This window comes from Shewanella sp. GJ50-10 (assembly GCF_055808815.1).
Window position 1 is genome coordinate 2,124,852 of the sequence record NZ_JBVVSS010000001.1, and the last position, 22,193, is coordinate 2,147,044.

The following is a 22,193-nucleotide window of genomic DNA, read 5'->3' on the forward strand; positions in this document are numbered from 1 at the left end:
TGATTGATATATTTAAGTTAGTTATACTTAAAAGGTGTAGTCCATTTTTATCCAAGCTGTACGCCCTGGTTCATTCACTTGAAACATTGGATCGCTGCCCGGAATATCATTACCTGCGCCAGAGCGACTAACATGCTCTGCATAGGTAATATCAAATAAGTTTTCTACTCCGAAGCTCACCAATAAATCATCATGTTTCCAAGAGCCATTAACCGATAAAGTTCCGAAACCACTGCTTTCTGCTAAATCTTGGCCTGAAATATTGCCTTGACCAATGGCCACTCGATCTTGTGATGCCACTAAACGCCAAAACAGTCCTGCTGTCCAATTATTCGATTCGTAGTTTAGTGACACACGCCCTTCTAGCGGCGATATCTGGCCTAGAGGTGTATCAGCGGTATCATTATCTCCATGACTATAACTCACCGTCGTTTGCGCTGACCATTGCTCATTAAATGGATATAACACGCCGACTTCACCGCCCCAAATGGTGGCATCTACATTATATGCAGAGGTTTTAGTGGTATTTGAATCAATCAAAATGTAGTCATCGACTTTGCCGTAGTAAAATGCCGTCGAGATTTCAAATTCATTTTGATAAATCCAGCCTACATCGAGTTGAGTCGTTTTCTCTGGTTCTAAGTCAAATGCCTTGTTAGACATGTTGCTATCATCCGCTTTCATGAACTCCCAGTAATCTGGAATACGCTCAGCACGACCAGCACCAACATAGTATTGGCTATTACCAGATGTGTGCTCATAACGAATAAAGCCACTAAACAAGTCATCGTCACGTTGCCCCTGCTGGCCAACATGCAATTCTGTATCCCATTGATCCATTCTTAATCCAGTCAAGATTTTTCCTTGGCTCGACTGATAATCTAAGCTGTAATTCGCTTCAATAAACAGTCCTAGGTTTTGATAACTCATATTCTGCTTAAAAGGTTTAGCTAGCAAATCATCAAGGCCGTTATCAACTTCTTGATCTATGCTTCTACCTTCATGACGACTGTCCATGTAATCAATACCCACAACCGTTTCCCAACTTTCACTTAGGGCAAGGTCAAACCATAAATGACCACCAGATGTTTCACGGCGGACATTGGTACCCGAATTAACACCTTGATCAAATTGGTCCATCACGTGATCGTTTTCGTTGGTATAAGCTTGAAACTCGACATTATTCAGCCATGAAGAGTTAACATCTCTTTTTGCTAATAATGTGATATTTTCATTGTCGATAACACGGGCTTTGTTTGCTCTATCGGCATATTCTGCTTCACCGCTAGATGTGCCATATGATAATTCAACCACAGTATCTTCATCCGGTGTCCAACCGAGTGCGACATTGACATTACTGCGGTCATAGCTTGACTGTACTGTGTTGCCATCTCCATCTTCATAATGATCGCTTTTAGATTTATTCATATCAAAATCAATATAATGGGTCTCGGTACCCGCTTTCATTTCGACCAAATAATCTTCACGGCCAAAACTCCCGCCTGTCATGCTAAGGCGCCCTTCTATGTCTTTTTCAGAAAAGCTATGGCGGTCTTTTTCAAACAAAACGGTGCCAGCTGAGCCTACAGGGCCATATTTAACTGTTTGCGGCCCTTTAATCACAGTAATAGCATCATAAGCTTCAGGATAGATATAGGCTGTAGGCGGATCCATCCGCCCTCCACAAGTACCGTAAACGTGTTGACCATCATCCACAATACTGACTCTTGAACCGCCCATGCCTCTTAATGAAGGATCGCCACCAGCACCACCTTTACGACTAATGCTAAAACCTGGAATAGTTTTTAAAAAACCTGCACCATCATAAGCAGGTAACGGTAAACGTGGTTTTTTAGGATCTGTGGTGACCTTAGTCGGCTCACGCATCAACTCTCCTGTTACCACAATATAATCATCGCATTTTTCACCATCACAATTTTTTAATTGTTCTTGTGTTGAGTGTTCTGCTAACGCCAGTTGTGGAGTAAGAATGGTTGCTATTAATGCTGCTAAAACGCTAGTGTGAAATTTCATTGTGACGCCCATTTATTATTGGTTTAGGCCATCTTTCTCAAATTTCTAACAGGGCTCAACCAGAAAGTTCCACAGTGCGACAAAGTGTCACAGGCTAATTTGCGGTTCATCACACATCTGATTTTATTGGAGTTTTTATTAGGCCTTTATAAATTAGTTCACAGGAATTCAATTTGATTAATTCATCACAACTCATTAACATCTGTAGAATCATTTAAGAAAGTTAATTTATAAAAACAAGAGTGGGATTGAACTACATGGGAAGTGGTACTCAGCAAAACAATGACCAAGATATCCAACAACAATTATCTAATAATCAACAGCAAATTGAACGCCTAAATCAGCAATTACTGCAGCAGCTGGATAAAAAACCTTGGTATCAAAACCCTGAAATGATTGTCGCTTTCTCAGCGTTAGTCATCGGCATAGTGACGACATTCACTTCAATCTATTCCGCTTCTGTCGATCGAGCCTATGCCCGTGCGTCAGTATGGCCTAGTGTTGAAATTGCCCGAAGCCATGATAATGACTTGTTTAAATATATTATTTCTAACAATGGCACTGGTCCTGCCATCATTAAGTACGCCAAAATAAAGCACGGCAAACAATACCTTTCAAAGTGGCGTGACTCGATATTTTTAAAACAATCGTGCAATCTCATGTAGGAAAGACAGTCTTACCTGCCCAGAAATCAATAAATCCTATCATTTATCGTGGCGATAAGGTTGACGACATTCTAGCTGTAGATAATTTAATTACGATAGAGCTATGCTATTGCTCCATTTATGATGAGTGTTGGCTCGTTAATAGAGACAATAACCCGCAAGCCGTCAGCCGTCAGCCGTCAGCCAGTGCATTATTGATAACAATCAGCGTTTTTTACAATGACCTGCTCCTATCGCCAATATTAAGCATTAATAACTGATTTATTTGTTGTTTATTTAGTGTTTATTGGTAAGCTACCGCGGGTTTAATGACTATATTAGCCTTTGCTACTGCTGAAAGTCGAAAGTCGAAAGTTGAATGTTGGAAGCTAAAAACTCAACCCACTACCTATTATTCAGATACTCCATGGAAGGTGTAAATTGAAAAAGCTATTTGTTTTATTAGTGCTTTATGCCGTATATCAAAACTGGGATGCCTTAACGGACAAACCTGTCAACGCAGCTTACGCTGAAAGTAATGTCGTGGTCATGTACTCAACGGATTGGTGTGGCTACTGCAAAAAAGCGCGCGCCTTCTTTAATGACAATAACATTGCATTTGTCGACTACGATATTGAAAAATCTTTTGAGGCAAATGAGCGCTACGAAGCACTCGGTGGTCAAGGAATCCCTTTATTACAAGTAAACGACACTATCATTAGGGGCTTTCAGCAACATAAAGTCGTTGCTTCCTTACATTAAAGCTTGAACTAACCATTTTAGCTGACGTTTTTAATCCTCTTTATCATAAGTCTTATCAACACACGCAAACGGAATGCATTCTTTATGAACACAAGCTTACTGATTGGCGCAATACTCAGCGCGACCGCCGCCTTTTTACATTTAGGCTGTATTTATTTTGGCGCTTCATGGTATCGCTTTTTTGGTGCAGGAGAACAGATGGCATTAATGGCTGCGCAAGGTCAATTACAACCGACGATAATAACTTTAGTGATATTCACTGTGCTTTGCGTGTGGTCTTGTTATGCCTTATCTGCCGCTGGACTAATCATTAAGTTGCCGCTAGTTAGACTCATACTGGTGTTAATTACCGCTATTTATTTACTGCGTGGTTTAGCAGGTTTTTACTTTGTCAGCAATCCGCTGGGGAGAACTCCAGAGTTTTGGATGTGGAGTTGATTGATTTGTCTTGTCATTGGTTTATTTCATTTGGTTGGACTTATCCAGCAATGGCAACGTTTGAGTCATTAATTCAATCATCTATCAACATAGACAAACTAAGTAGAGTGGCATTAATCAAGTTACTATGCCCGGTCATCGTTATGTGTTTAATAATTGCTCATAACGATGCTAAATTAATCAAACATCACCATGTTCAATACATCGCTATTGAGAGCAGCCTTAACTAGCATCAAAGGTTGGCATAATGAACACACTGATTTTGTACTGCAGTTTGCTTTAACAGTTGAGTAAACTGTGCCTTACCACCTGCTCTTTCATTATCGAGTAGTTTTTCCATGTGCTGTGCTTGTGAAACTACCTGCTCCATAGCCATTTGTCTTGCTTGAGTTTCCGATTGACCCGTTAACACTAATTGCTCAACAAGATTAGAGTAGCTCTCATAGACGACGCCTTTGTAAAAGTCAGCTTCTGTCGCCATAGGCGTATGAGAGTAGACAATTGAGCAACTTACCGCTGATTCAATATTGGCTCTAGCCTGATCGATTTGGATAACCACTGATTGTTGAGTTGAGTAGCTGGCATTAGCTGCCACAGAGAAAAAAGCAAACATGGCGACCATCATTAATCTTTTCATATTGTTTTCCTTTTACGTCGATTCTTGTATGCAAGTGTTGTGGTTTACTGTTACTACTTTATCTAACTCCAAATTAAGTTAGTTACCTTTATATGCCAGTAAATTCTATTTTTTCTAGCTTTTAGCTTTCGTCTGAACCTAGTTCGTCACTTATTGCTGCTTGTTCCCACTAGCCATGTTCCCACTAATCATGTTCTCGCTATTCTGTTGCGCTAAAAAATTTTCTAAACATTTCCGCTAAAGAATTGCGTCAAACTGCCTTTCAACACAATCACGCTTTGTTAATAAGCTAACTTGATGATTATTTTACCTACTTTTGCTAAACCTAAGCTGAACAAGTAGTTAACTTTCTATATTCACTAAAGGCGTTCTAAATTTTCCTTATTTCAATTGCGAACAAACAACCAGCGAACTGTCTAACATTTGCACGAATAAACGGAAAATATTGCCAATTTTACGGGGATCACTATAATACTGTATAAATATACAGTTTCTTTAGAATGTGAAATTTATGAATGTCATTCCTATTTTGGCTAGCGCTGGGATCACTGGATTTGAATCCCCTGCCGCCGAGTATCGACAGCTACCATTAAGTTTAGATGAGCTATTAATTGAACACCCAAGTGCCACCTTTATAGGTCAAGCTAGCGGAGACTCAATGGAAAAAATAGGGATATTTGATAAAGACATTTTGATTGTGGATCGCCATGTCAGTGTTGAAAACCATGATGTCATCGTGGCCAACTATAACGGCAACTTTGTCTGTAAGTTAATTGATACTAAACGTCGATTATTACTTTCAGCCAACGACAATCACAATAGTGTCTTAATCCAAGAACACGATAATTTTAGCGTTGAAGGTGTGGTGATCCGATCTATCCGTTGTCATCGTCAAAGCCCGATACTTGCAGGTAATTAATTGATGTACGCTTTAGTCGATGCCAATTCTTTTTATTGCAGTGCTGAGCAAGTCTTTAGACCTGAATGGCGTGGACGCCCTATTGTCGTGTTATCCAACAACGATGGCTGTATTGTCGCAGCTAATCGCCAAGCAAAAGCCTTAGGCATTGGTAAGTTTGGCCCTTTCTTTGAAGTAAAAGACCTCTGTCAAAAGCTTGGAGTCATCGCACTCTCGTCTAACTATGAATTATATGGCTCACTTTCTAACAGTATGATGGAGGTGATTGGCCGTTTTGCCCCCGAGCAACACATATATTCCATCGACGAATCCTTTTTATCCTTCAAGCAAAGCTATCCGGCCATTCCCTGCCTGCTTACCCATGCTGCGCACATTCGCCGTGCGGTATGGAAAGAGACTCGCTTACCCGTTTGTGTGGGCATAGGTGAAACCTTAACTTTGGCCAAAGTGGCTAACCATGCGGCAAAAAAGCTCAGTGGTTATAACGGCGTGTGTTATATCGATTCTGTCCAACAGCGGCACAATATTTTAGCCAGCATGCAAGTCACTGATGTATGGGGAATTGGCTCTCGCATTGGTAAAAAACTGCAACAAATGGGGATCCACAATGCACTGGCACTGTCTAAGCTTCAACCCGGGCTTGCGCGAAAAAGTTTTAGCATTGAAATAGAGCGCACAGTACGCGAACTTAACGGTGAGCAATGTAAAGGCTGGGATAGCGCTCGCACAGATAAACAACAAATCTTTTCAACCCGTAGTGTTGGCGAACGTATCACAGATAAAGAATCTTTACTTCAAGCCTTGAGTAAACATGCCGCGATTGCCGCAGCAAAAGCAAGAAAACAAGGTTCAGCTGCCAGTAGCTTACTGATTTTTGCCAAGAACTCGCCCTATGATGAACAACCTAATGGTTTTAAGTACCACTATCGCTGCGCTTCACCAACAAATGACAGTTGTGAGTTAATAGGTCATGCTACACGTATCGGTAGCCAGTTATTTAACCCTAGAACTCGTTATTACAAAATCGGGGTGGGATTGGTCGACTTATCGCCAGTTCAGCATTTGCAAGGCGATTTATTTACTCCACCTAAAGATCCCGCTTTGATGCAAGTTTGCGACACCCTTAATCAACGTTACGGTACTGACTCAGTATTTGTTGCTGCACAGGGCATTAGCGGTAAATGGCATATGCGCCGAGATTTGCTTACTCCCCAATACACCACTTGCTGGCAAGACATTCCTCAAGTGAGCTGTCGTTGATCTCAAGCAGTAAAAAATCTGGATAACAAGCTAGTTTGATAGCAAGCCACCAGCAACATTAAAAACCCCGCAAATAAACATTTGAGCAACAGACTAACCACCTAACCTGATCAATTAATGCTGTTTTTAGCGTTTAACACCTCCAATATGCATAAACCTCGATGGGATCATTGTTTTGGCGGTGAAAATATAGACAATACGCACCTTCAAATTTTTTCGGATTATTGTGCGTGCCTGAGTTTGCTTTAAATCAACTGTTCTTTGTTCAACTGCTTGGATTTGTCTCAATGGCGATTGGCTGGTGGGCAAACACTCAAAAACAAGACTGCAAATTTATTCACGGCAATATGATAGCCGCAATATTAACGGCAATTCATTTAGGCTTATTAGGTAGTTTTTTAGGCATGGCGAACCAACTCGTCAATGTTATTCGCTTTCGCTGTTGTCAAAGCATGAATAAACAAAATACGACCATAATGCCATTTAACTCAGCATTATTTTCGCGATTATTCTCACGTTCAATCATGACAATAGTGTTTAGTTCGGTAGCTCTTATACAAGGTTTACTGTGGGCTGAGCATTGGAGTGAATGGTGCGCCGTGGCTGCTGCTGTCGTTATGAGCTTTAGCTTGTTCTACTTTGCAGGAAGTCAATTAAGAGTCGCAATGCTGGCCAGTAATGGCTTGAACTTAATGCTATCAATATATTTGATGTCATGGTCAGGAATACTGTATCAAGTCATGACCATTATGATTTTATCTAAAGGGCTTATCCAACATTACCTGCAAAATAAAAACCTTACACAGCCAAACCATACTCATGCTGAACTGGCTAAGTAACATCCATTAAATGCAGATACTTAAAACGATCTTCCAAAAATAAAAAAGCGGCTTAAGCCGCTTTTTATAAACCGTGTATATATTTAACTTGAATTCTGGTTAATATATCGCTTAACCAAAGTTCAGGTTAGTTTGTTTAAGCCAGCGCAGAGTTACCCGCTTGTTGCTTAACTCCTTGCTCTTGAACCAATACTTGTTCGCTATGATCAACCATAGTCACAACAGCAGCATCACCCACTACATTGGTGCTGGTACAGAACATATCAATGATGCGATCAAGCGCTGCCACAATTGCAATCGCTTCAATCGGAAGGCCAAGTTGATGTATAAGTACACCTATCATCACAATTCCGCCACCAGGCACGCCGCCAGCGCCAATCGATAATAAAAACACAGTGAAAGCCAAAACCGGCAATTGATTCATCTCAATTGGGTTACCAAAAGCATTACCAACGAAGAATATACCCACAGTAATGTAAATAGCAGCGCCGCTCATGTTCATGGTGGCGCCCATTGGTACTCCAAAACCAGCAATACTTTTCTTAACACCAATCTTTTCAATTAATGTGCGCATCGTAACAGGAATTGTCGCATTCGAACTTGCAGTAGACAGTGCAAACAAGAACTGCTCACGAGTATGGCGACGGAAATCAGTGGCTGAGGTTGAAGTCGTTAAACCAATAATGGTTGGGTATACAACAAGCGCCCAAAATGCGAGTAAGCCAATCACCAATACCATGTAACTTAATACACTCATAAAGGCTTCAGGAACAAAAGTTGCGGCTAATTGAATCATTAATGCGAATACACCGTAAGGCGCTAATCCCATAACCACAGTGATCATCTTTAACATGATTTTATTACCTTGCTGAAAAAAGGTAATAGTAGGCTTAACTGTATCGCCTAGCGCTTTAATTACGCCGCCTGTCATCAGTGCCATAAAGATAATTTGTAGCATGTTGCCTTCGGCAAAAGCTTGGATAGGGTTACGTGGAATGATATCCACAATCATACCTAAAAAGCCTGGTAACTCTGTGGTGACCAACTCTGCATTTTTATCGCCAGTGAGTGATAAACCCGCGCCTGGTGCAAACCAAACTGACAATGCAATAGCTACAATAATCGCTATCACGGTATTTAATAAATACAACACGAAGGTTTTACTGCCTAAGCGACCAAAAGATTTAAGATCATTTAATTCGATAATGCCCGTTACGATACTGAAGAAAACCAGTGGCACAACCAACATCATAATCATCTGAACAAACATACTGCCGATACCTGCAGCAATATCCACCAAAGTCCCATTAACAAAACCATCATTTGCGAAGCCGTATTGGAATAAGGTTCCAATAAACAAGCCAGCAAACATCCCCACAAATATTTTTACTGAAAGCGATTTAAACATGATTGATCAACCTTTGGTTTTTATTCTTAATCCTTCCATAGAATTAATTCCATCGGTATTCAAAATTGACTATCTACAGGGCTATATCAAGCGATGAAGGCTCATTTAATATTAGTCATACGCTAAATTAATCTTGTTTTAACATGATTAGCCAGTGAAATTTACTGAAATGGTATGGATAAACTAACTTAAGAAGAATTAAATGCTACCGAATGAATTTAATTTGCTCAAAAATATTACTCATACATAAATGAAAGCGCTAACAATCGTTTTTAAAACGCTTACTAGTCAATACTATTCATTAATATTTCTGTCGCGTTTGTATCAATAGGTATACAAAGTAAGGACCGGTGGCCTAGGCAGAACATGATTAAAAGCTTGAGAACACAATATTTGAGCAAGAACTATTACAGAACTAAATAACAAAAAGGAGCCGAAGCTCCTTTTAAGAATAACATGTTGCAGACAGCTAATAGGCTGACCTTACGCATTGAGTAAATACAAATATTTATAAATAGTACTTATACACGTAACTTACAAAGCATTAAGGTAGGCTTTTAATGCCTTAAGCCTGATGGTTGCGCCACCAATGATATCCATAAAGCCTAAGAAGTTAGCCGGCTTGTCAGCCGAAATCCAACCTGAACCCGTAGCACCAATAGGTATTGAGTAACCTTCAGGCTCTTCAAACTCAATGATAACAGTACGTCCATGACTACCAGAATTATTACCTACATGCTGTCTTACATGCTGTGTTCCTGCCATAGGACTAATAAGTGACTCACCAGTTCCTGAAGTGACACTATGCACTCGTCCGCGAAAAATTTCACCTGGAAAAGCATCAACATAAAATTCAGCAAATTGCCCAGGTTTAATGTAACGATAAGATTGATTTGCAATCCGCATTTCCAAGAACTTCTTAGAAGTATCGTAAAGATGCATATTACCAATTCGACTTCCTACTGCCACATTGGTGATAGAAAGCTGGCCATCAAACTGCGCTCTGATCTCACGGCGCTGATCGTTCCACTTTGCAGAACTAATTTGTGCATCAAATGAACGAAGCTGCGAACGATGAGTTTCTAACTCGGCAACAACAGAAGCTATTTCAGCTTCTGTTGAATGTATTTTTGCCTGTAAATCATCACGGGTCATTTCACTGGCATAATCACGTAATTCAGTGACACGTACCAAATTGCGTTTATCATTGTTTAGCGTGACTTCTAATGCTTGCATACGAAGCTTTAACGCTTCCTTTTTAGCTAGTTCTGCCGCTTTCTGAGCGATAAGTGAATCAATTTCTTGCTCACTGTCAATCGACACAAGCTTATAGATCAAATCGCCCTTTTTTACCTTTTGGTTATGAGTAACGTATATCTCTTCAATTTCTTGACCAAATAGTGGACTCAATACCGCATGAGGCGCTTTTATAGTTGAACTGTCAGTTAAATCTGCTGGCGACCAAAAGCGATGTGCAGTAAATAACATGAAAGCGATAAAGATACCTAAACCAACAGAGCGTACAGCGTTTGCAAGGTTCCACTGAATAACACCGAGTTTGACAAGTAACCAAATAATTAACACATACGGGAGCATAATCTCTTTCATCTACTTATCTCCTTTTATGCCATTACTGATGATGCTTGAAAGCCTATTGGCTAGTACATCCCAACGTCCAAATGCAATAATAATCGCCAGTACCCACCATGCTTTGTCGATGAATAAACCACATAAAGATAATGCAAATACAATTTGAGTATGGGCACTCGACATAGCTTCAGCTTTATGAACAGCCACTTCATGTAAGCGCCAAAACAACAAGAGTGTGTAACAAATAATGGCAATAGTGACCACAAAGACAAAGCCCATAAATAGCTCTGAATCGAGTAAAGCTAAAATACTCGGGTAACCATTAACAAAGTAACTTTCAGGTAATGATTTACCATGGATCTGGGTTAATAATGAAAATAAATAGCTCAAAAGACCTAAAGCTGAAAATGCAGCGATAACAGTGAGACTCTTTTTAAAAATCCTAACCACAATGTTAGGTTTAGTTGTTGCTATAGGTGCAGTTTCTAGCTGTTCTGTCATGTACTCTCCAAGGAATAAAAAATTAGCTAATGCAATACTATCAATAACTAAATGTAAAAATGGAATAAGGGATATTCCAAACGAGCTATTTACTTTGGAGGCTAATGTGTTTGCGGAATATATGGTGTAATATGAAGTTAAAGTGTTCTAAATTATCGGTATATCATGGATCTGAATGCACTTAATGTGTTTATCACTCTTTATAGAGCGGGCTCAACCCAAAGAGCTGCAAAACAGCTGGGCCGTTCACAATCATTTGTGTCAAAAATATTGGCTCAACTACGTGAAGAATTAAGCGATCCATTATTCATTCGCACCGCAAACGGTCTTCACCCTACAAGTTACGCAGATAAAATTGCGCCTAAAATTCAATGTTCAATCGAACAAATAAACCTTGCACTTGAACCTGAATATTTTGATCCTAAAAATTTACAGTATATTACGGTCCATTTAGGTGAACCATTAATGGTAATGATGGGTAAAGATCTGATCAACGCAATTAGAGCAGAAACTGATGCCGTCATAGAATTAAGACAATGGCGTAAAACCAGTAATGAAGGCTTGATTGATGGCTCAATTGATATTGGCATTCAAACATTAAGAGACAGACCGCAACAGCTATATCAGAAAAAAGTTGCTTCAGGATATGGCTCATTAACAGGTAATAAAAATGGTGAGTTTGTAAAACTTATCGTTGATGATCTCAATGAGTATGTGGAATTGTTCCGTGCAGTAGATGAAAAATTAACCCCAACCATACTTGTCGATAATTATACAGTACAGCAACAATTATTTGCTGATAACTATTCCTATCGTTTCAAACTAGAATCAGATGACAGTCATAAAGATATCGCTGTGGATCTCGCCATCATATGTAGCGCAGCACGCCGTCATGAAGCTAAAATTTCATGGTTGTCTGAGCTTTGTCAAAGAGTCACATTACAATCGATCGCTAATAGCTAACACACTCGCAAGTGAGGCATTATGAGTCAGAGAAGTATTCACGCTTTATTTAAGCCTAAGTCTATCGCTGTTATTGGCGCATCAAATACCGAAAAGCGCGCAGGTCGAGTATTGATGAAGAATTTATTAGGTAGCGGCTTTTCTGGCCCCATTATGCCAGTCACACCTAAATATGACTCAGTCATGGGCGTACTTGCCTACCCCAATATTGAATCTTTACCTATCAAACCTGATTTAGCCATTATCTGTACTCGAGCCAGTCGAGTACCAAATATTGTAGAAACCTTAGCCCAGTTTGGTTGTAAAGTTGTCATCATCATGGCATCAGGTATGGCTAACGAATTTGATGATAATGGGGTTAGTTTATTAAGTCTTACTCAGCAGCATGCTAAACGCTTTGGCATGCGCATTTTAGGCTCAAACAGCTTGGGGATGATCATCCCTCCCATAGGGCTGAATGCCAGTTTGGCCCATAGTAGTGCTAAAAAAGGTAAAATTGCATTTGTTTCACAATCCGCTGCAATTTGCACCACGGTATTAGATTGGGCAAACAATAAAGATATTGGGTTTTCATCGTTTATTTCACTCGGTGATGCATCTGATATTGATTTTGATGAACTACTTGATTACCTCGGCCGCGATAGCAGTACTAGCGCCATCATGCTTTACATCGACTCCATTAATGAAAAACGCCATTTCCTGTCAGCGGCAAGAGCTGCAGCCCGCAATAAACCCATATTTGTGATTAAATCAGGCCGTAGTCAAGAAGGCGTAAAAGCTGCCATGCTCCATACAGGTGGGATTGGTGGTAATGACGCAGTTTATGAAGCAGCGTTTAAACGTGCAGGTATGCTACGAGTAAATGATTTAATTGAATTGTTTGCAGCTGTTGAAAGTTTAGCTCACTCGACGCCTTTAAAAGGCGAACGCGTAGCAATTATCAGTAATGGCGGCGGTCCAGCAGTACTTGCCGCAGATGAGTTAATTATAAAAGGCGGTAAGTTAGCTCAATTATCAGAAGAGACTATAAATAAACTCAATCAAGTTTTACCAAGCACTTGGTCAGGCCAAAACCCAATTGATATTGTCGGTGATGCCAATAGTGAGCGCTATACCAAAGCTTTGAATATTTTGATGGACAGCCAAGAAATGGATGCCATTTTAGTGCTTCACTCACCTTCGGCATTAGAAGAAAGTGATGAAATAGCCCAAAGTTTAGTAAAAGCAATTAAAGCTCACCCTAATCGAAATCGGTTAAATATCTTAACCAATTGGAGCGGTGAAAATTCTGCTTACGCAGCAAGGAAGTTATTTAACAAAGCCGTTATACCAACGTATCGCACCCCAGAAGGCGCAGTAAAAGCCTTTATGCATATGGTGGAATACCGTCGCAACCAGAGACTACTTCAAGAAGTACCTCAATCAATACCAGATAATATCCCTACAGACACAATAAGCGCACGGGCTTTATTACAAAAAGCTCAGAATGAACAACGTTTTATTTTAGAAACCCATGAAACTCGAGATATTTTAAAAGCCTATGGCTTGAATACTATTCAAACCTGTTTTGCTAAAACTGCCGACGAAGCAATAAAGCTTGCTAATAAGGTCGGTTACCCTGTGGCGCTAAAGGTTCAATCGCCAGACTTAATGTATAAATCCGATGCTCATGGGGTCATGCTTAACCTCACCAATGATGATGAAGTTCAGCAAGCTGCCCATTCCATCACAAGCCGAGTCAAAGAAATTAATCCAGATGCCAAAATTGACGGCATGATTGTGCAAAAAATGGCACTCACTGCTGGCGCCCAAGAAGTACGTGTTTCAGTCATTAATGACCCAGTATTTGGACCAGCAATTTGCTTAGGAGAAGGAGGTTCAGAATGGGATCCAACTCGGGATGCTGCAGTTGCCCTACCGCCTTTAAATATGACCCTAGCAAGATACATGGTCATTCAAGCCTTAAAAGCGAATAAGCTACGAGACAGACATTTACCTCTTGGTTTAGACATGAATGCTTTATGTATCATGTTAACCCAGATATCTCATTTGATAATCGATTGCCCTGAAATTGCTTCACTTGATTTAAACCCTGTATTGGCTGCAGGCGAAACAATTACCTTGTTAGATGTCAACATGAAGCTTAATCAGCAAGATATCGATCCAAAAACGCGTTTAGCTATCATGCCTTATCCTAAAGAATTAGAACAAACAGCCACTTTGAAAAATGGCATTGAGGTCATGTTAAGACCTATTTTGCCTGAAGATGAGCCTAAACATTTAGCATTCGATAATTCACTCAGTGACGAAGATAGATATAAGCGTTATTTTGGGGTTCGCTCGCGTATGACCCACGAAGAAATGGCGGTACTAACGCAAATCGATTTTGCCCGCGAAATGGCATTTATTGCCACTGCAGTTGATGATAATGGCGAATCCATTACCCTTGGGGCTGTCAGAGCATCAACCGATCCTGATAACACAGAAGCCGAATTTGCTATGGCTGTTCGTGGTGATTACCAAGGCATTGGTTTAGGTAAACTCTTATTAGAAAAACTGGTTAATTATTATAAAACAACTGATACACCGGTACTGGCTGGTTTTACTATGTTCGAAAACCGCAGCATGGCAAACTTAGCGAAAAATTTAGGCTTTGCAGTATCATTTGATATGGAAGAGCATTTGATCAAAATGCACATGGACTTACCAACCTCAAAATTGAACACTGAAGAGTGAGGCTATGATAGCTAAAGCTTTGAACATATAGATTACGAAGTAATTGTCAGAACCAAAAACTTATAGCGTATAAAACAAACAAAAAGCTAAGGACATCATCCTTAGCTTTTTATATGAATATTTTGAAGACATTTGGAAAAGATAAAGGCTGTAATCTGTAGAAATGACACTACTGAGTAATTAACACTATTGATTGTTAGCCTTTAACGCAGTTTCTTCCAGAAGACTTAGCTTGGTATAACATGTCATCAGCACGCTTTAATAACGTCTCTGAGTCATCGCCAGGTTGGATATTCGCAAGCCCAATAGAAACGGTAATATTACCTAATTGCTGTTTCTTTTCTTTGCCTATTGTTAGTTGCCTTGCAGCAATGCGTTCTCGAATATTTTCTGCCACAGTGAAAGCATCTTTAAATTCAGTATTTGGCAATAAAACAACAAATTCTTCACCACCATATCGAGCAACAAAGTCATTGCCTTTAACCGACTGCTTTAAAGCAAATCCAACAAATGCTAAAACCTTATCACCCACTAGGTGACCATGGGTGTCATTGAAAGCTTTAAAATGATCGATATCTATCATCAACAAGCAACAAGGTATTTGATTTTGGGTAAATAAGCTGACTTGTTCAGTTGAGAAAATTTCATAAGCTCGGCGATTATTCAAAGATGTAAGTTCATCTGTCATGGCCACTTTACTGAGATTATCCATTTCCCCTTTTAATTGGGTTAGCTCATCACCTAAGGTTTCGATATCTTTTTTCATTGATTGGTTGTTGGCGATAACCTTTTCGACTTCAGCACTTATATTGACCACAAGTTCGTTCAAAGTTTGAGGATTAGCTCCAGATTGCAACTCGTCAGCAAAGTGAGATAAGTTATTAGAAAAGTCATCAGTACCTGTTGAAAACTGACTGATTTTATTCACTAAGCTATTAATTAAAATTTGGGTTTCAATTTGAACATTCTCAATCACCTCGGGCGATTGTTCTTGAATAAAATTATTATATAAACCTTGATTAACAGAAGCTGTAAACTCAACTTCATTCGCTAGTAAACCGTCTATGGCGCGCTTTAGACCTAAATTGGTTTCAGAATAATACTGATACCAAATAGCATAATTTTCGGGAGTAACAGGAATGTTTAACGCTGACATTTGCGGAACAGCCATGCGTAAAATATGAGCAGAATTTTCCAGGTTAGTATTCAATTGAACATCCTATGTCATCAAAAAATATGTTGTTGAATAAATTCAATCTGCCAGTTAAATCATAAATAAGGCCAAATTGCTGTAGATTTATCCAGCGCTAACACATAAAAAGTATACTTTATTAGTCTATTTAAAATATTAATTTAAGCAATGGTGTTTGAAAATACTAACAAAAAACATTGAAAACAAAAGAAATTTTATTAAATTAGCAAATATAAAATAGAGTTTACATTCTAAATATAAAAATTAATTATAAAAATAAAACCCTTTTTCACATTAGAGCCGTTTATAACTACAACAACGCAATCAAACACAAGTACTACATTAGCATTTTAGAAGCGAGAATCCATATGAAAAAAAGCCTAAACAGCACATTAAAAAATCTATTCAACATGTCAGCAATTGGATTGTTTGCCACTCTGTCATTTTCATCAACGGCCACAAGCCCTGTGCCAAATCAATTTGAGCGTCCTAGCATGATTACAAGTCATTCATTTACGCAAGAGAGCTATCAAGAAATTGAGCAAGCAAAGATGTTTCCAAAGCCAGCAGAAAATCAAGTACAACATATTCTATCGCTGACTAAACGAGACGATGAAGTAAATTACAAAGTCGAAATTCAAATTGGTCAAAATAAGATGGTAGATTGTAACCAGCACAGACTAATGGGAACTGTAGAAAAACAAAGTCTACAAGGCTGGGGATACAGCTATTACTCGGTAGATAAAATGACAGATGGCCCAAGTACAATGATGATGTGCCGCGATCCTAAAACGATAAAGTTTGTTACTTTAGGTGACAGTATCACTATCGATTACGATAGCCGTTTACCTAAAGTGTTTTATCTACCAGAAGGCGCTGAGCTGCGTTATCGTGTATGGCAAGTAAAAGGTGCTTTTGAATACTCTGGCCAATAAATACTGCACTGGTCAAGATAAATAAAGAGTATGGCTTAATAGCGTTTGACTCGAACCACTTGCATTACTTCAATGGCAAAGCCTGCAACAGTTTCTTCATCTGCATAATAGATAAGACTGACTAACTGATCTTTAAGCGACTTATATTTTTTAGGTCGCTTAAATTTAAACGGCACATCATAGCCGTCGATCATTAATGTATGAAGTACCCACTCATCTTTTTCTCTTTGGGTGTGAGAGATGACTTTAATACCTTCCAAATGATTAAGCTTTTCATGCTTATTGAGTAAGCCTTCAACCGCTTTATTTTTCATTAGAACCTGCCCCATTATCAATATAATTAATAATATCTTGGTATCGATATTCACTACAATAACCAAAACCAGCTAGCTGCTTAACACGAATACGAGCGAAGATGGGAACCGTCATGCCAGCAAGAAACTTTGCTTGCACTAAAACCGACACAGCTTCGAACCCTTTAGACTGCATATGCTGAATGAAACCATCTAAATATTGTTTAATATTGATTTGAGACTCAATAGGCGCGATAGATTTTTGCGGCAAAATAGCTGGATAACCACGGCATACACTGCAATGGCCACATTGCTCTGGCGCAGCGTTATCATCAAAATATCTTGCTAGTCTTGCTGTAATACAAGTGGGTGACTCGAAAAATGCTAATAGCTGATTTAAACGAGCAATTTCTTTAACTTCATTACTGTGAAAGTACTCTGATAACTGTTCAACTAGCCCTTGTTGAACTAACAACGCCGGATTAACATCAAATACTTGAGTGATTTTTTTTGTTTCCAATAAAATCATTTGTTTATCTGCAAGGTACTCAAGTGCAGCAACTACTCGCTGCCTCTGGGCACCATACTGCTGAAACAAACTATCAAAATCCAATTGTCCCCAAATTTTCTTAAATTGCGTATGTTCAAAAATTTGATTTAAAAATGCCTGTCTTTGCTCATCAAAACTCGCCAGAACTTGCTGTTTATCAACCAGAAATTGATATTTAAATTCAGCGAAATAGGCAAAACTTGGTTTCACGACCTTGGCTAATTCAAGTTGGACTAATAAAGTTTTTAGCGGCAGTAATTTGATATTACAACTACTTGATATGGCTGATTCTTGCATCTCCCAGCGGCCATTATCTACTTCGACGCTGATATGCTGAATTAATTTGGCAATGGCGCTCGGTTCTGGAGTATCGCCATAAACAAAATTCTCGATGGTACTGAGGCCATCTTTATTGGCTAAGGTTACACAATGGGATAATTGATTGTCGCGCCCTGCACGGCCGATCTCTTGGCTGTAATTTTCAATCGACTTGGGTAAATCATGATGGATTACAAAACGAATATTACTTTTATCAATCCCCATACCAAAGGCGATAGTAGCGACAATCACATTAATCTCACCAGCCATAAAGCGATTTTGAATCCCATTACGTATATCAGACTCAAGACCAGCGTGATAAGCCGTACTTCTGATCCCTTGGGAATTTAAAAATTGAGCTACTTCTTCTGCCGTTTTTTGCAATGTGACATAGATAATCCCTGCGCCATTCTCTACAACATTATGTTGGTGAACTTTTTCTAGCAAGGCAGCATTTTTCTCGGTTTCTAAAACCGGTAACACACTAATATCTAGGTTAGAACGGTAAAAACCTGTTTGAACTACTTGCTGAGGCAATATATTGAAGCGTTCAGCCATATCATGCTTCACTTTTGCTGTAGCCGTGGCTGTAAGCAGTAACACTTGAGATATGGCAAACTCTTGACAATAAACTGGGATTTTTAAATAGTCAGGTCTAAAGTTATGACCCCACTCTGAAATACAGTGCGCTTCATCAACCACTAACAAAGAAATACTGATTGAAGATAGAAACTGTCTAAAGCGCTCATTCTTAAAACGCTCCACAGAAACCATAAGTATTTTAGTCTGACCGCTTCGCACATCGCGCATTACTTGCTGACTTTGCTCATAAGATAAGCTTGAGTCAATACTGGCAGCATTAATCCCTTTACTATTAAGAAATGAAATTTGATCTTTCATCAATGCCAGCAAAGGAGACACCACCAAAGTGACATTATCTAGTTGTAATGCACTAAATTGATAGCATAAAGATTTACCTGAACCGGTTGGGAAAATCGCTAAAGAGGAATGCCCAGATAAGATGTGTTCAATGACAGCTTGTTGGCCTTCTCGAAATTGATCAAAGCCAAACTGTTGCTTTAACCTTTGTTGTAAAGAAGCCGATAGCTCAGATGTATTAAATGGTGAATGCTCTGTAGGTGTTAACATGCCGATGCCTTTATTGATTGAAAGCAGCCGAACGTTACGACTTACGAGCAATATATTGATTGATCAGGAGAGTAAGTTTGTCTTCGAAGCTTTCTTGTACTTGCTCAAGATCATCACCTAAACGGGCTAGATACTTGGCAGCTTGCTCACGAGTTAACATCTTGTTGGCTAGACAATAAGCCATTTCATCTAACTGTTTGTTAAACCTTGGCTCAAGAAACCATTGGCAGCTATCTGTATCAAATGCAGCTAAAGCTTGCTGGGCAAGGTTACAGAAAGTTTCAATGTGATCCATACCATCAGGCCCTAAACAACCAGGTTCAAGTCGGTAAAGAACAATTAATTTATTATCAAACATACTAAGCGCGCATCCTATGCGTAAACAGTTGAGCTAATTTACAAACTTTCCTAAAGAGGTGAACCTTATGAAGCAGAATTAAGCTTCATTAGCTTTTATCATAGCCTGTTTGAACTTATCAATATAGTTTTCAATCGGCACTATGTCTTCTTTTAAACGCCTATTTCGACCGAGTAACGAAGACTCTACAAATAAATCAAACCAAGTAGATAATGCTTCACCATTTTTAGGTTCATCGATAGCGCTAAAAGCTAAAGCTGCTACTTCCGCTGTCGATAATTGAAAGTCATGACTACCCTTTCTTAGCTCATAAGTTGCTAACGTTTCAGGGTTAAAAGATAACAATGGCAATTCATGAAGGTATGGACTTTTGCGAAACATTTTAATTGCTTGGCGCCAACTGCCATCTAAAAGAATCAATAATGGGATCTTTTTTATCTTTTGTAGTGTCGCTATCAGTGACTAACTTGTCGCATTGTGCTGTATAAGCGACTTGATCAATGTGCTCAACCACTAACTGACCTTCTTGAGCATATTGAGCAGGAAAGATTAATAATGGCTGATATTGTGGGTCATTAATCATCTCTACCATTTGCTTGTTAGGCTCTTTTCGAGACCATAAAAAAGCACTTGTGTTAGGCACTGTGTCAGCAATTAAACGACCACTGTTAGTCGGTTTAAGCACTTCATCATCATACATTATCAGCATAAAATTGGCCGAAGTAGTAAGGTACTGTCTATGCTCGCAGGTACAAAATAGTTCGCCTAACAAGCACCAAGGACAGCGGATCAGCTTCATTCCTCTTGCTGCAAAGGGTTTAGTCGAAATGGACTTTCTATATTGATAAAGACGATGAACAGCGTGCTGCTGCTCAGAAGGTAACGCCAACATGATGGATTCTCTATCTAACTCAATGCTTTACAAAAGGAGGAATGATATAACGCTTACAAAGTTTTACTAAAAATTATTAGGCCAACACATAAACATAAGCAAATTGTAGCTCATAGATTATGTATTAACCTTCAAAATAATTCATCGCAAAAAAAACTACCTTAGCTAATGTAGATTAAACTATAGGATCCTACGCAGTAAAAAATCAGCTTTTAGGCGCTTAATTCTAGTCATAATTTTTTTCACAGGAACTGGGTACTTCTGTAAGGTTTCTATTTGACTGTAATGAAAAAGCTTTTCGGTATGAGTTAAAATCAACGCTTGTTCAGCTTCAAAATCCTCTTTCCATGCACCGCTTTCATCATGAAGCAATAAGCCATTTTCTAAATCTAATGCCCAAGCACGCGGGTTTAAGTTTGAACCGGTAATAAGATGCTTACGGCCGTCTGCGCTAATCCCTTTTAAATGGTAACTATTGATACCATTTTTCCAAAGGTGGATACGTAACTGACCATTTTCTACCGCCCACTGCTGACGCTTAACAAACTTACGCAAAGACTGCTCATACATATAAGGCAGTGCGCCGATCGTTGAGAATTCTTTTTCAGGTGGAATATAAAAGTCATTTGCTGTTTTATCACCCACGACAATATCAATACTTTTGCCATTACGTAGATGACGAGTCAGTGCACGTACTAAGGCATTAGGTGGGTTAAAGTAAGGGGTGCAAATGAATAATGATTCTTTTGATTCATCAACCAGCTTAACAACAACTTCATTCAGCTTGTTCTTTTTACGGCCTAAGCCTACAAGCGGCGTAACGCGATTACCAATACGAGTACTTTCAAACTCATATTTAGAACGGCCTAAACGAGTTTTAAAAGTACGGATATCATTCTTTTCAGGACATTGTTCTGTTTTGCTATCTTGAGTTAAAGAACACACTGCAGGATCGCTCACGAGGAACTGATGAATATATGCAATCATACTTCTTGCAAGTTCAGCAGATTCAATCAAGTGATAGCGATCAAAACGATATTTCTCGAATTGTTGGAAGTAAATATTGTTAATGCTGGCGCCACTGAAAATGACAGCATCATCAATAATAAAACCTTTAAGGTGTAACACCCCCATAAACTCACGAGACTTAACCGGAACGCCCAATATTTCAAACGAGACCTCTGCATCAGCCATTGCTTTGCGGTACATAATGTAGTTACCGCTATCACCTTTATGACCAATCAGCCCGCGTCGCGCACGATGATAATCAACTAATACGACAATATCTAATTCCGGGTTGGCAGCCTTAGCGGCTAATAACGCATTTAAAACTTCGTTCCCTGCTTCATCATCTTCTAAATACAATGCAGCAATATAGATCGCAGTTTTTGCATTGGCAATGCGTGAAAGCAATTCAGTTTTGAACTGAATCGGATCTAATAACCATTTTAATGATTCGGCTTGTAATGCGATACCACCTAGCTTGTCCAGCAAGGCAACCTCCTTAAATGTTTCTCAATGCATTCCATTGAGTTCGACGCTCTAGCTGATTGATGTCACTTTTAAGATTTAATTAATAAGCCTAATTTTTATAGGCAAACAAAGTTTAAAAAAACTAAATCTATCAAAAGGCTGTTTTGAGACGTCGCAATAACTGATTAACAAAAATATTTGGAAATAGAAATTACCGACTTAACTGCTTTCGAGCAAGGTTTTTCTTAACTTAAACACTCGTTTGGTTAGTTTATGAGAAACAATTAATATATTTGGGATCA

At 39.1% G+C, this 22,193-nt stretch carries 19 protein-coding genes and 1 pseudogene; 9 read left to right on the forward strand and 11 right to left on the reverse strand.

Features of this window, described 5'->3' with window-relative positions; all coding sequences use genetic code 11:
- Positions 1-27: 27 nt before the first annotated feature.
- Positions 28-2,034 carry a TonB-dependent copper receptor gene (locus AC0L4E_RS08885; protein ID WP_473678899.1) on the reverse strand — a complete coding sequence of 669 codons (2,007 nt, stop codon included), beginning with the start codon at positions 2,032-2,034 and terminating at the stop codon, positions 28-30.
- A 257-nt stretch (positions 2,035-2,291) separates the two neighbouring features.
- Here AC0L4E_RS08885 and AC0L4E_RS08890 point away from each other — a divergent pair, with 257 nt between their 5' ends.
- From AC0L4E_RS08890 to AC0L4E_RS08900, 3 genes are all read left to right on the forward strand, one after another.
- A complete protein-coding gene (locus AC0L4E_RS08890; protein WP_473678900.1) occupies positions 2,292-2,699 on the forward strand; it encodes a hypothetical protein in 408 nt (135 codons plus the stop codon).
- A gap of 420 nt (positions 2,700-3,119) precedes the next feature.
- Complete coding sequence (locus AC0L4E_RS08895; RefSeq protein ID WP_473678901.1) at positions 3,120-3,440, forward strand: glutaredoxin family protein; 321 nt, start codon at positions 3,120-3,122, stop codon at positions 3,438-3,440.
- Between the two features lie 84 nt (positions 3,441-3,524).
- Positions 3,525-3,878 (forward strand): hypothetical protein, encoded by a 354-nt coding sequence (locus AC0L4E_RS08900; RefSeq protein WP_473678902.1) that lies wholly within the window; start codon positions 3,525-3,527, stop codon positions 3,876-3,878.
- A gap of 232 nt (positions 3,879-4,110) precedes the next feature.
- Here the strand turns inward: AC0L4E_RS08900 and AC0L4E_RS08905 are convergent, their stop codons facing one another.
- Positions 4,111-4,515 (reverse strand): hypothetical protein, encoded by a 405-nt coding sequence (locus AC0L4E_RS08905; RefSeq protein ID WP_473678903.1) that lies wholly within the window; start codon positions 4,513-4,515, stop codon positions 4,111-4,113.
- 511 nt (positions 4,516-5,026) lie between these two features.
- Here AC0L4E_RS08905 and AC0L4E_RS08910 point away from each other — a divergent pair.
- From AC0L4E_RS08910 to AC0L4E_RS08920, 3 genes are all read left to right on the forward strand, one after another.
- Complete coding sequence (locus tag AC0L4E_RS08910) at positions 5,027-5,434, forward strand: LexA family protein (RefSeq protein WP_473678904.1); 408 nt, start codon at positions 5,027-5,029, stop codon at positions 5,432-5,434.
- A 3-nt stretch (positions 5,435-5,437) separates the two neighbouring features.
- On the forward strand, positions 5,438-6,694 hold the full coding sequence (locus tag AC0L4E_RS08915; RefSeq protein ID WP_473678905.1) for a Y-family DNA polymerase: 1,257 nt from the start codon (positions 5,438-5,440) through the stop codon (positions 6,692-6,694).
- 230 nt (positions 6,695-6,924) lie between these two features.
- Positions 6,925-7,533, forward strand: a complete 609-nt coding sequence (locus AC0L4E_RS08920; RefSeq protein WP_473678906.1) for a YgjV family protein — start codon at positions 6,925-6,927, stop codon at positions 7,531-7,533.
- Positions 7,534-7,669: 136 nt separating this feature from the next.
- Here AC0L4E_RS08920 and AC0L4E_RS08925 read toward each other — a convergent pair whose 3' ends face one another.
- The 3 genes from AC0L4E_RS08925 to AC0L4E_RS08935 form a co-directional block, all read right to left on the reverse strand.
- Positions 7,670-8,941 carry a dicarboxylate/amino acid:cation symporter gene (locus AC0L4E_RS08925; protein WP_473678907.1) on the reverse strand — a complete coding sequence of 424 codons (1,272 nt, stop codon included), beginning with the start codon at positions 8,939-8,941 and terminating at the stop codon, positions 7,670-7,672.
- A gap of 534 nt (positions 8,942-9,475) precedes the next feature.
- Complete coding sequence (locus AC0L4E_RS08930; protein WP_473678908.1) at positions 9,476-10,549, reverse strand: HlyD family secretion protein; 1,074 nt, start codon at positions 10,547-10,549, stop codon at positions 9,476-9,478.
- Entirely contained in the window at positions 10,550-11,032 is a 483-nt protein-coding gene (locus AC0L4E_RS08935; RefSeq protein WP_473678909.1) for a magnesium transporter, read from the reverse strand. It lies immediately after the preceding gene.
- 165 nt (positions 11,033-11,197) lie between these two features.
- Between AC0L4E_RS08935 and AC0L4E_RS08940 the strand changes: the two genes are divergently transcribed.
- Both AC0L4E_RS08940 and AC0L4E_RS08945 read left to right on the forward strand, forming a co-directional pair.
- Positions 11,198-11,995 carry a LysR family transcriptional regulator gene (locus AC0L4E_RS08940; protein WP_473678910.1) on the forward strand — a complete coding sequence of 266 codons (798 nt, stop codon included), beginning with the start codon at positions 11,198-11,200 and terminating at the stop codon, positions 11,993-11,995.
- Between the two features lie 21 nt (positions 11,996-12,016).
- Complete coding sequence (locus AC0L4E_RS08945) at positions 12,017-14,731, forward strand: acetate--CoA ligase family protein (protein WP_473678911.1); 2,715 nt, start codon at positions 12,017-12,019, stop codon at positions 14,729-14,731.
- Positions 14,732-14,927: 196 nt separating this feature from the next.
- On the opposite strand, the gene AC0L4E_RS08950 is transcribed toward AC0L4E_RS08945, so the two are convergent.
- Positions 14,928-15,902, reverse strand: a complete 975-nt coding sequence (locus tag AC0L4E_RS08950; protein ID WP_473681576.1) for a GGDEF domain-containing protein — start codon at positions 15,900-15,902, stop codon at positions 14,928-14,930.
- Positions 15,903-16,291: 389 nt separating this feature from the next.
- On the opposite strand from AC0L4E_RS08950, the gene eco reads away from it, so the two are divergent.
- Positions 16,292-16,858 (forward strand): serine protease inhibitor ecotin, encoded by a 567-nt coding sequence (gene eco, locus AC0L4E_RS08955; protein WP_473678912.1) that lies wholly within the window; start codon positions 16,292-16,294, stop codon positions 16,856-16,858.
- A 35-nt stretch (positions 16,859-16,893) separates the two neighbouring features.
- On the opposite strand, the gene AC0L4E_RS08960 is transcribed toward eco, so the two are convergent.
- The 5 genes and pseudogenes from AC0L4E_RS08960 to pssA form a co-directional block, all read right to left on the reverse strand.
- On the reverse strand, positions 16,894-17,172 hold the full coding sequence (locus AC0L4E_RS08960) for a hypothetical protein (RefSeq protein WP_220755429.1): 279 nt from the start codon (positions 17,170-17,172) through the stop codon (positions 16,894-16,896).
- Positions 17,162-19,168, reverse strand: coding sequence for a RecQ family ATP-dependent DNA helicase (locus AC0L4E_RS08965; RefSeq protein WP_473678913.1), 2,007 nt, complete (start codon positions 19,166-19,168; stop codon positions 17,162-17,164). Before AC0L4E_RS08965 ends, AC0L4E_RS08960 begins: the two co-directional genes overlap by 11 nt.
- 34 nt (positions 19,169-19,202) lie before the next feature.
- Positions 19,203-19,526 (reverse strand): hypothetical protein, encoded by a 324-nt coding sequence (locus tag AC0L4E_RS08970; protein WP_473678914.1) that lies wholly within the window; start codon positions 19,524-19,526, stop codon positions 19,203-19,205.
- A 78-nt stretch (positions 19,527-19,604) separates the two neighbouring features.
- A pseudogene (locus tag AC0L4E_RS08975) lies at positions 19,605-20,418 on the reverse strand (tRNA-uridine aminocarboxypropyltransferase).
- Between the two features lie 180 nt (positions 20,419-20,598).
- The gene (gene pssA / locus AC0L4E_RS08980) at positions 20,599-21,912 is read right to left on the reverse strand and encodes a CDP-diacylglycerol--serine O-phosphatidyltransferase (protein WP_473678915.1); all 1,314 of its coding nucleotides are present in this window, start codon (positions 21,910-21,912) and stop codon (positions 20,599-20,601) included.
- Positions 21,913-22,193 lie beyond the last annotated feature (281 nt).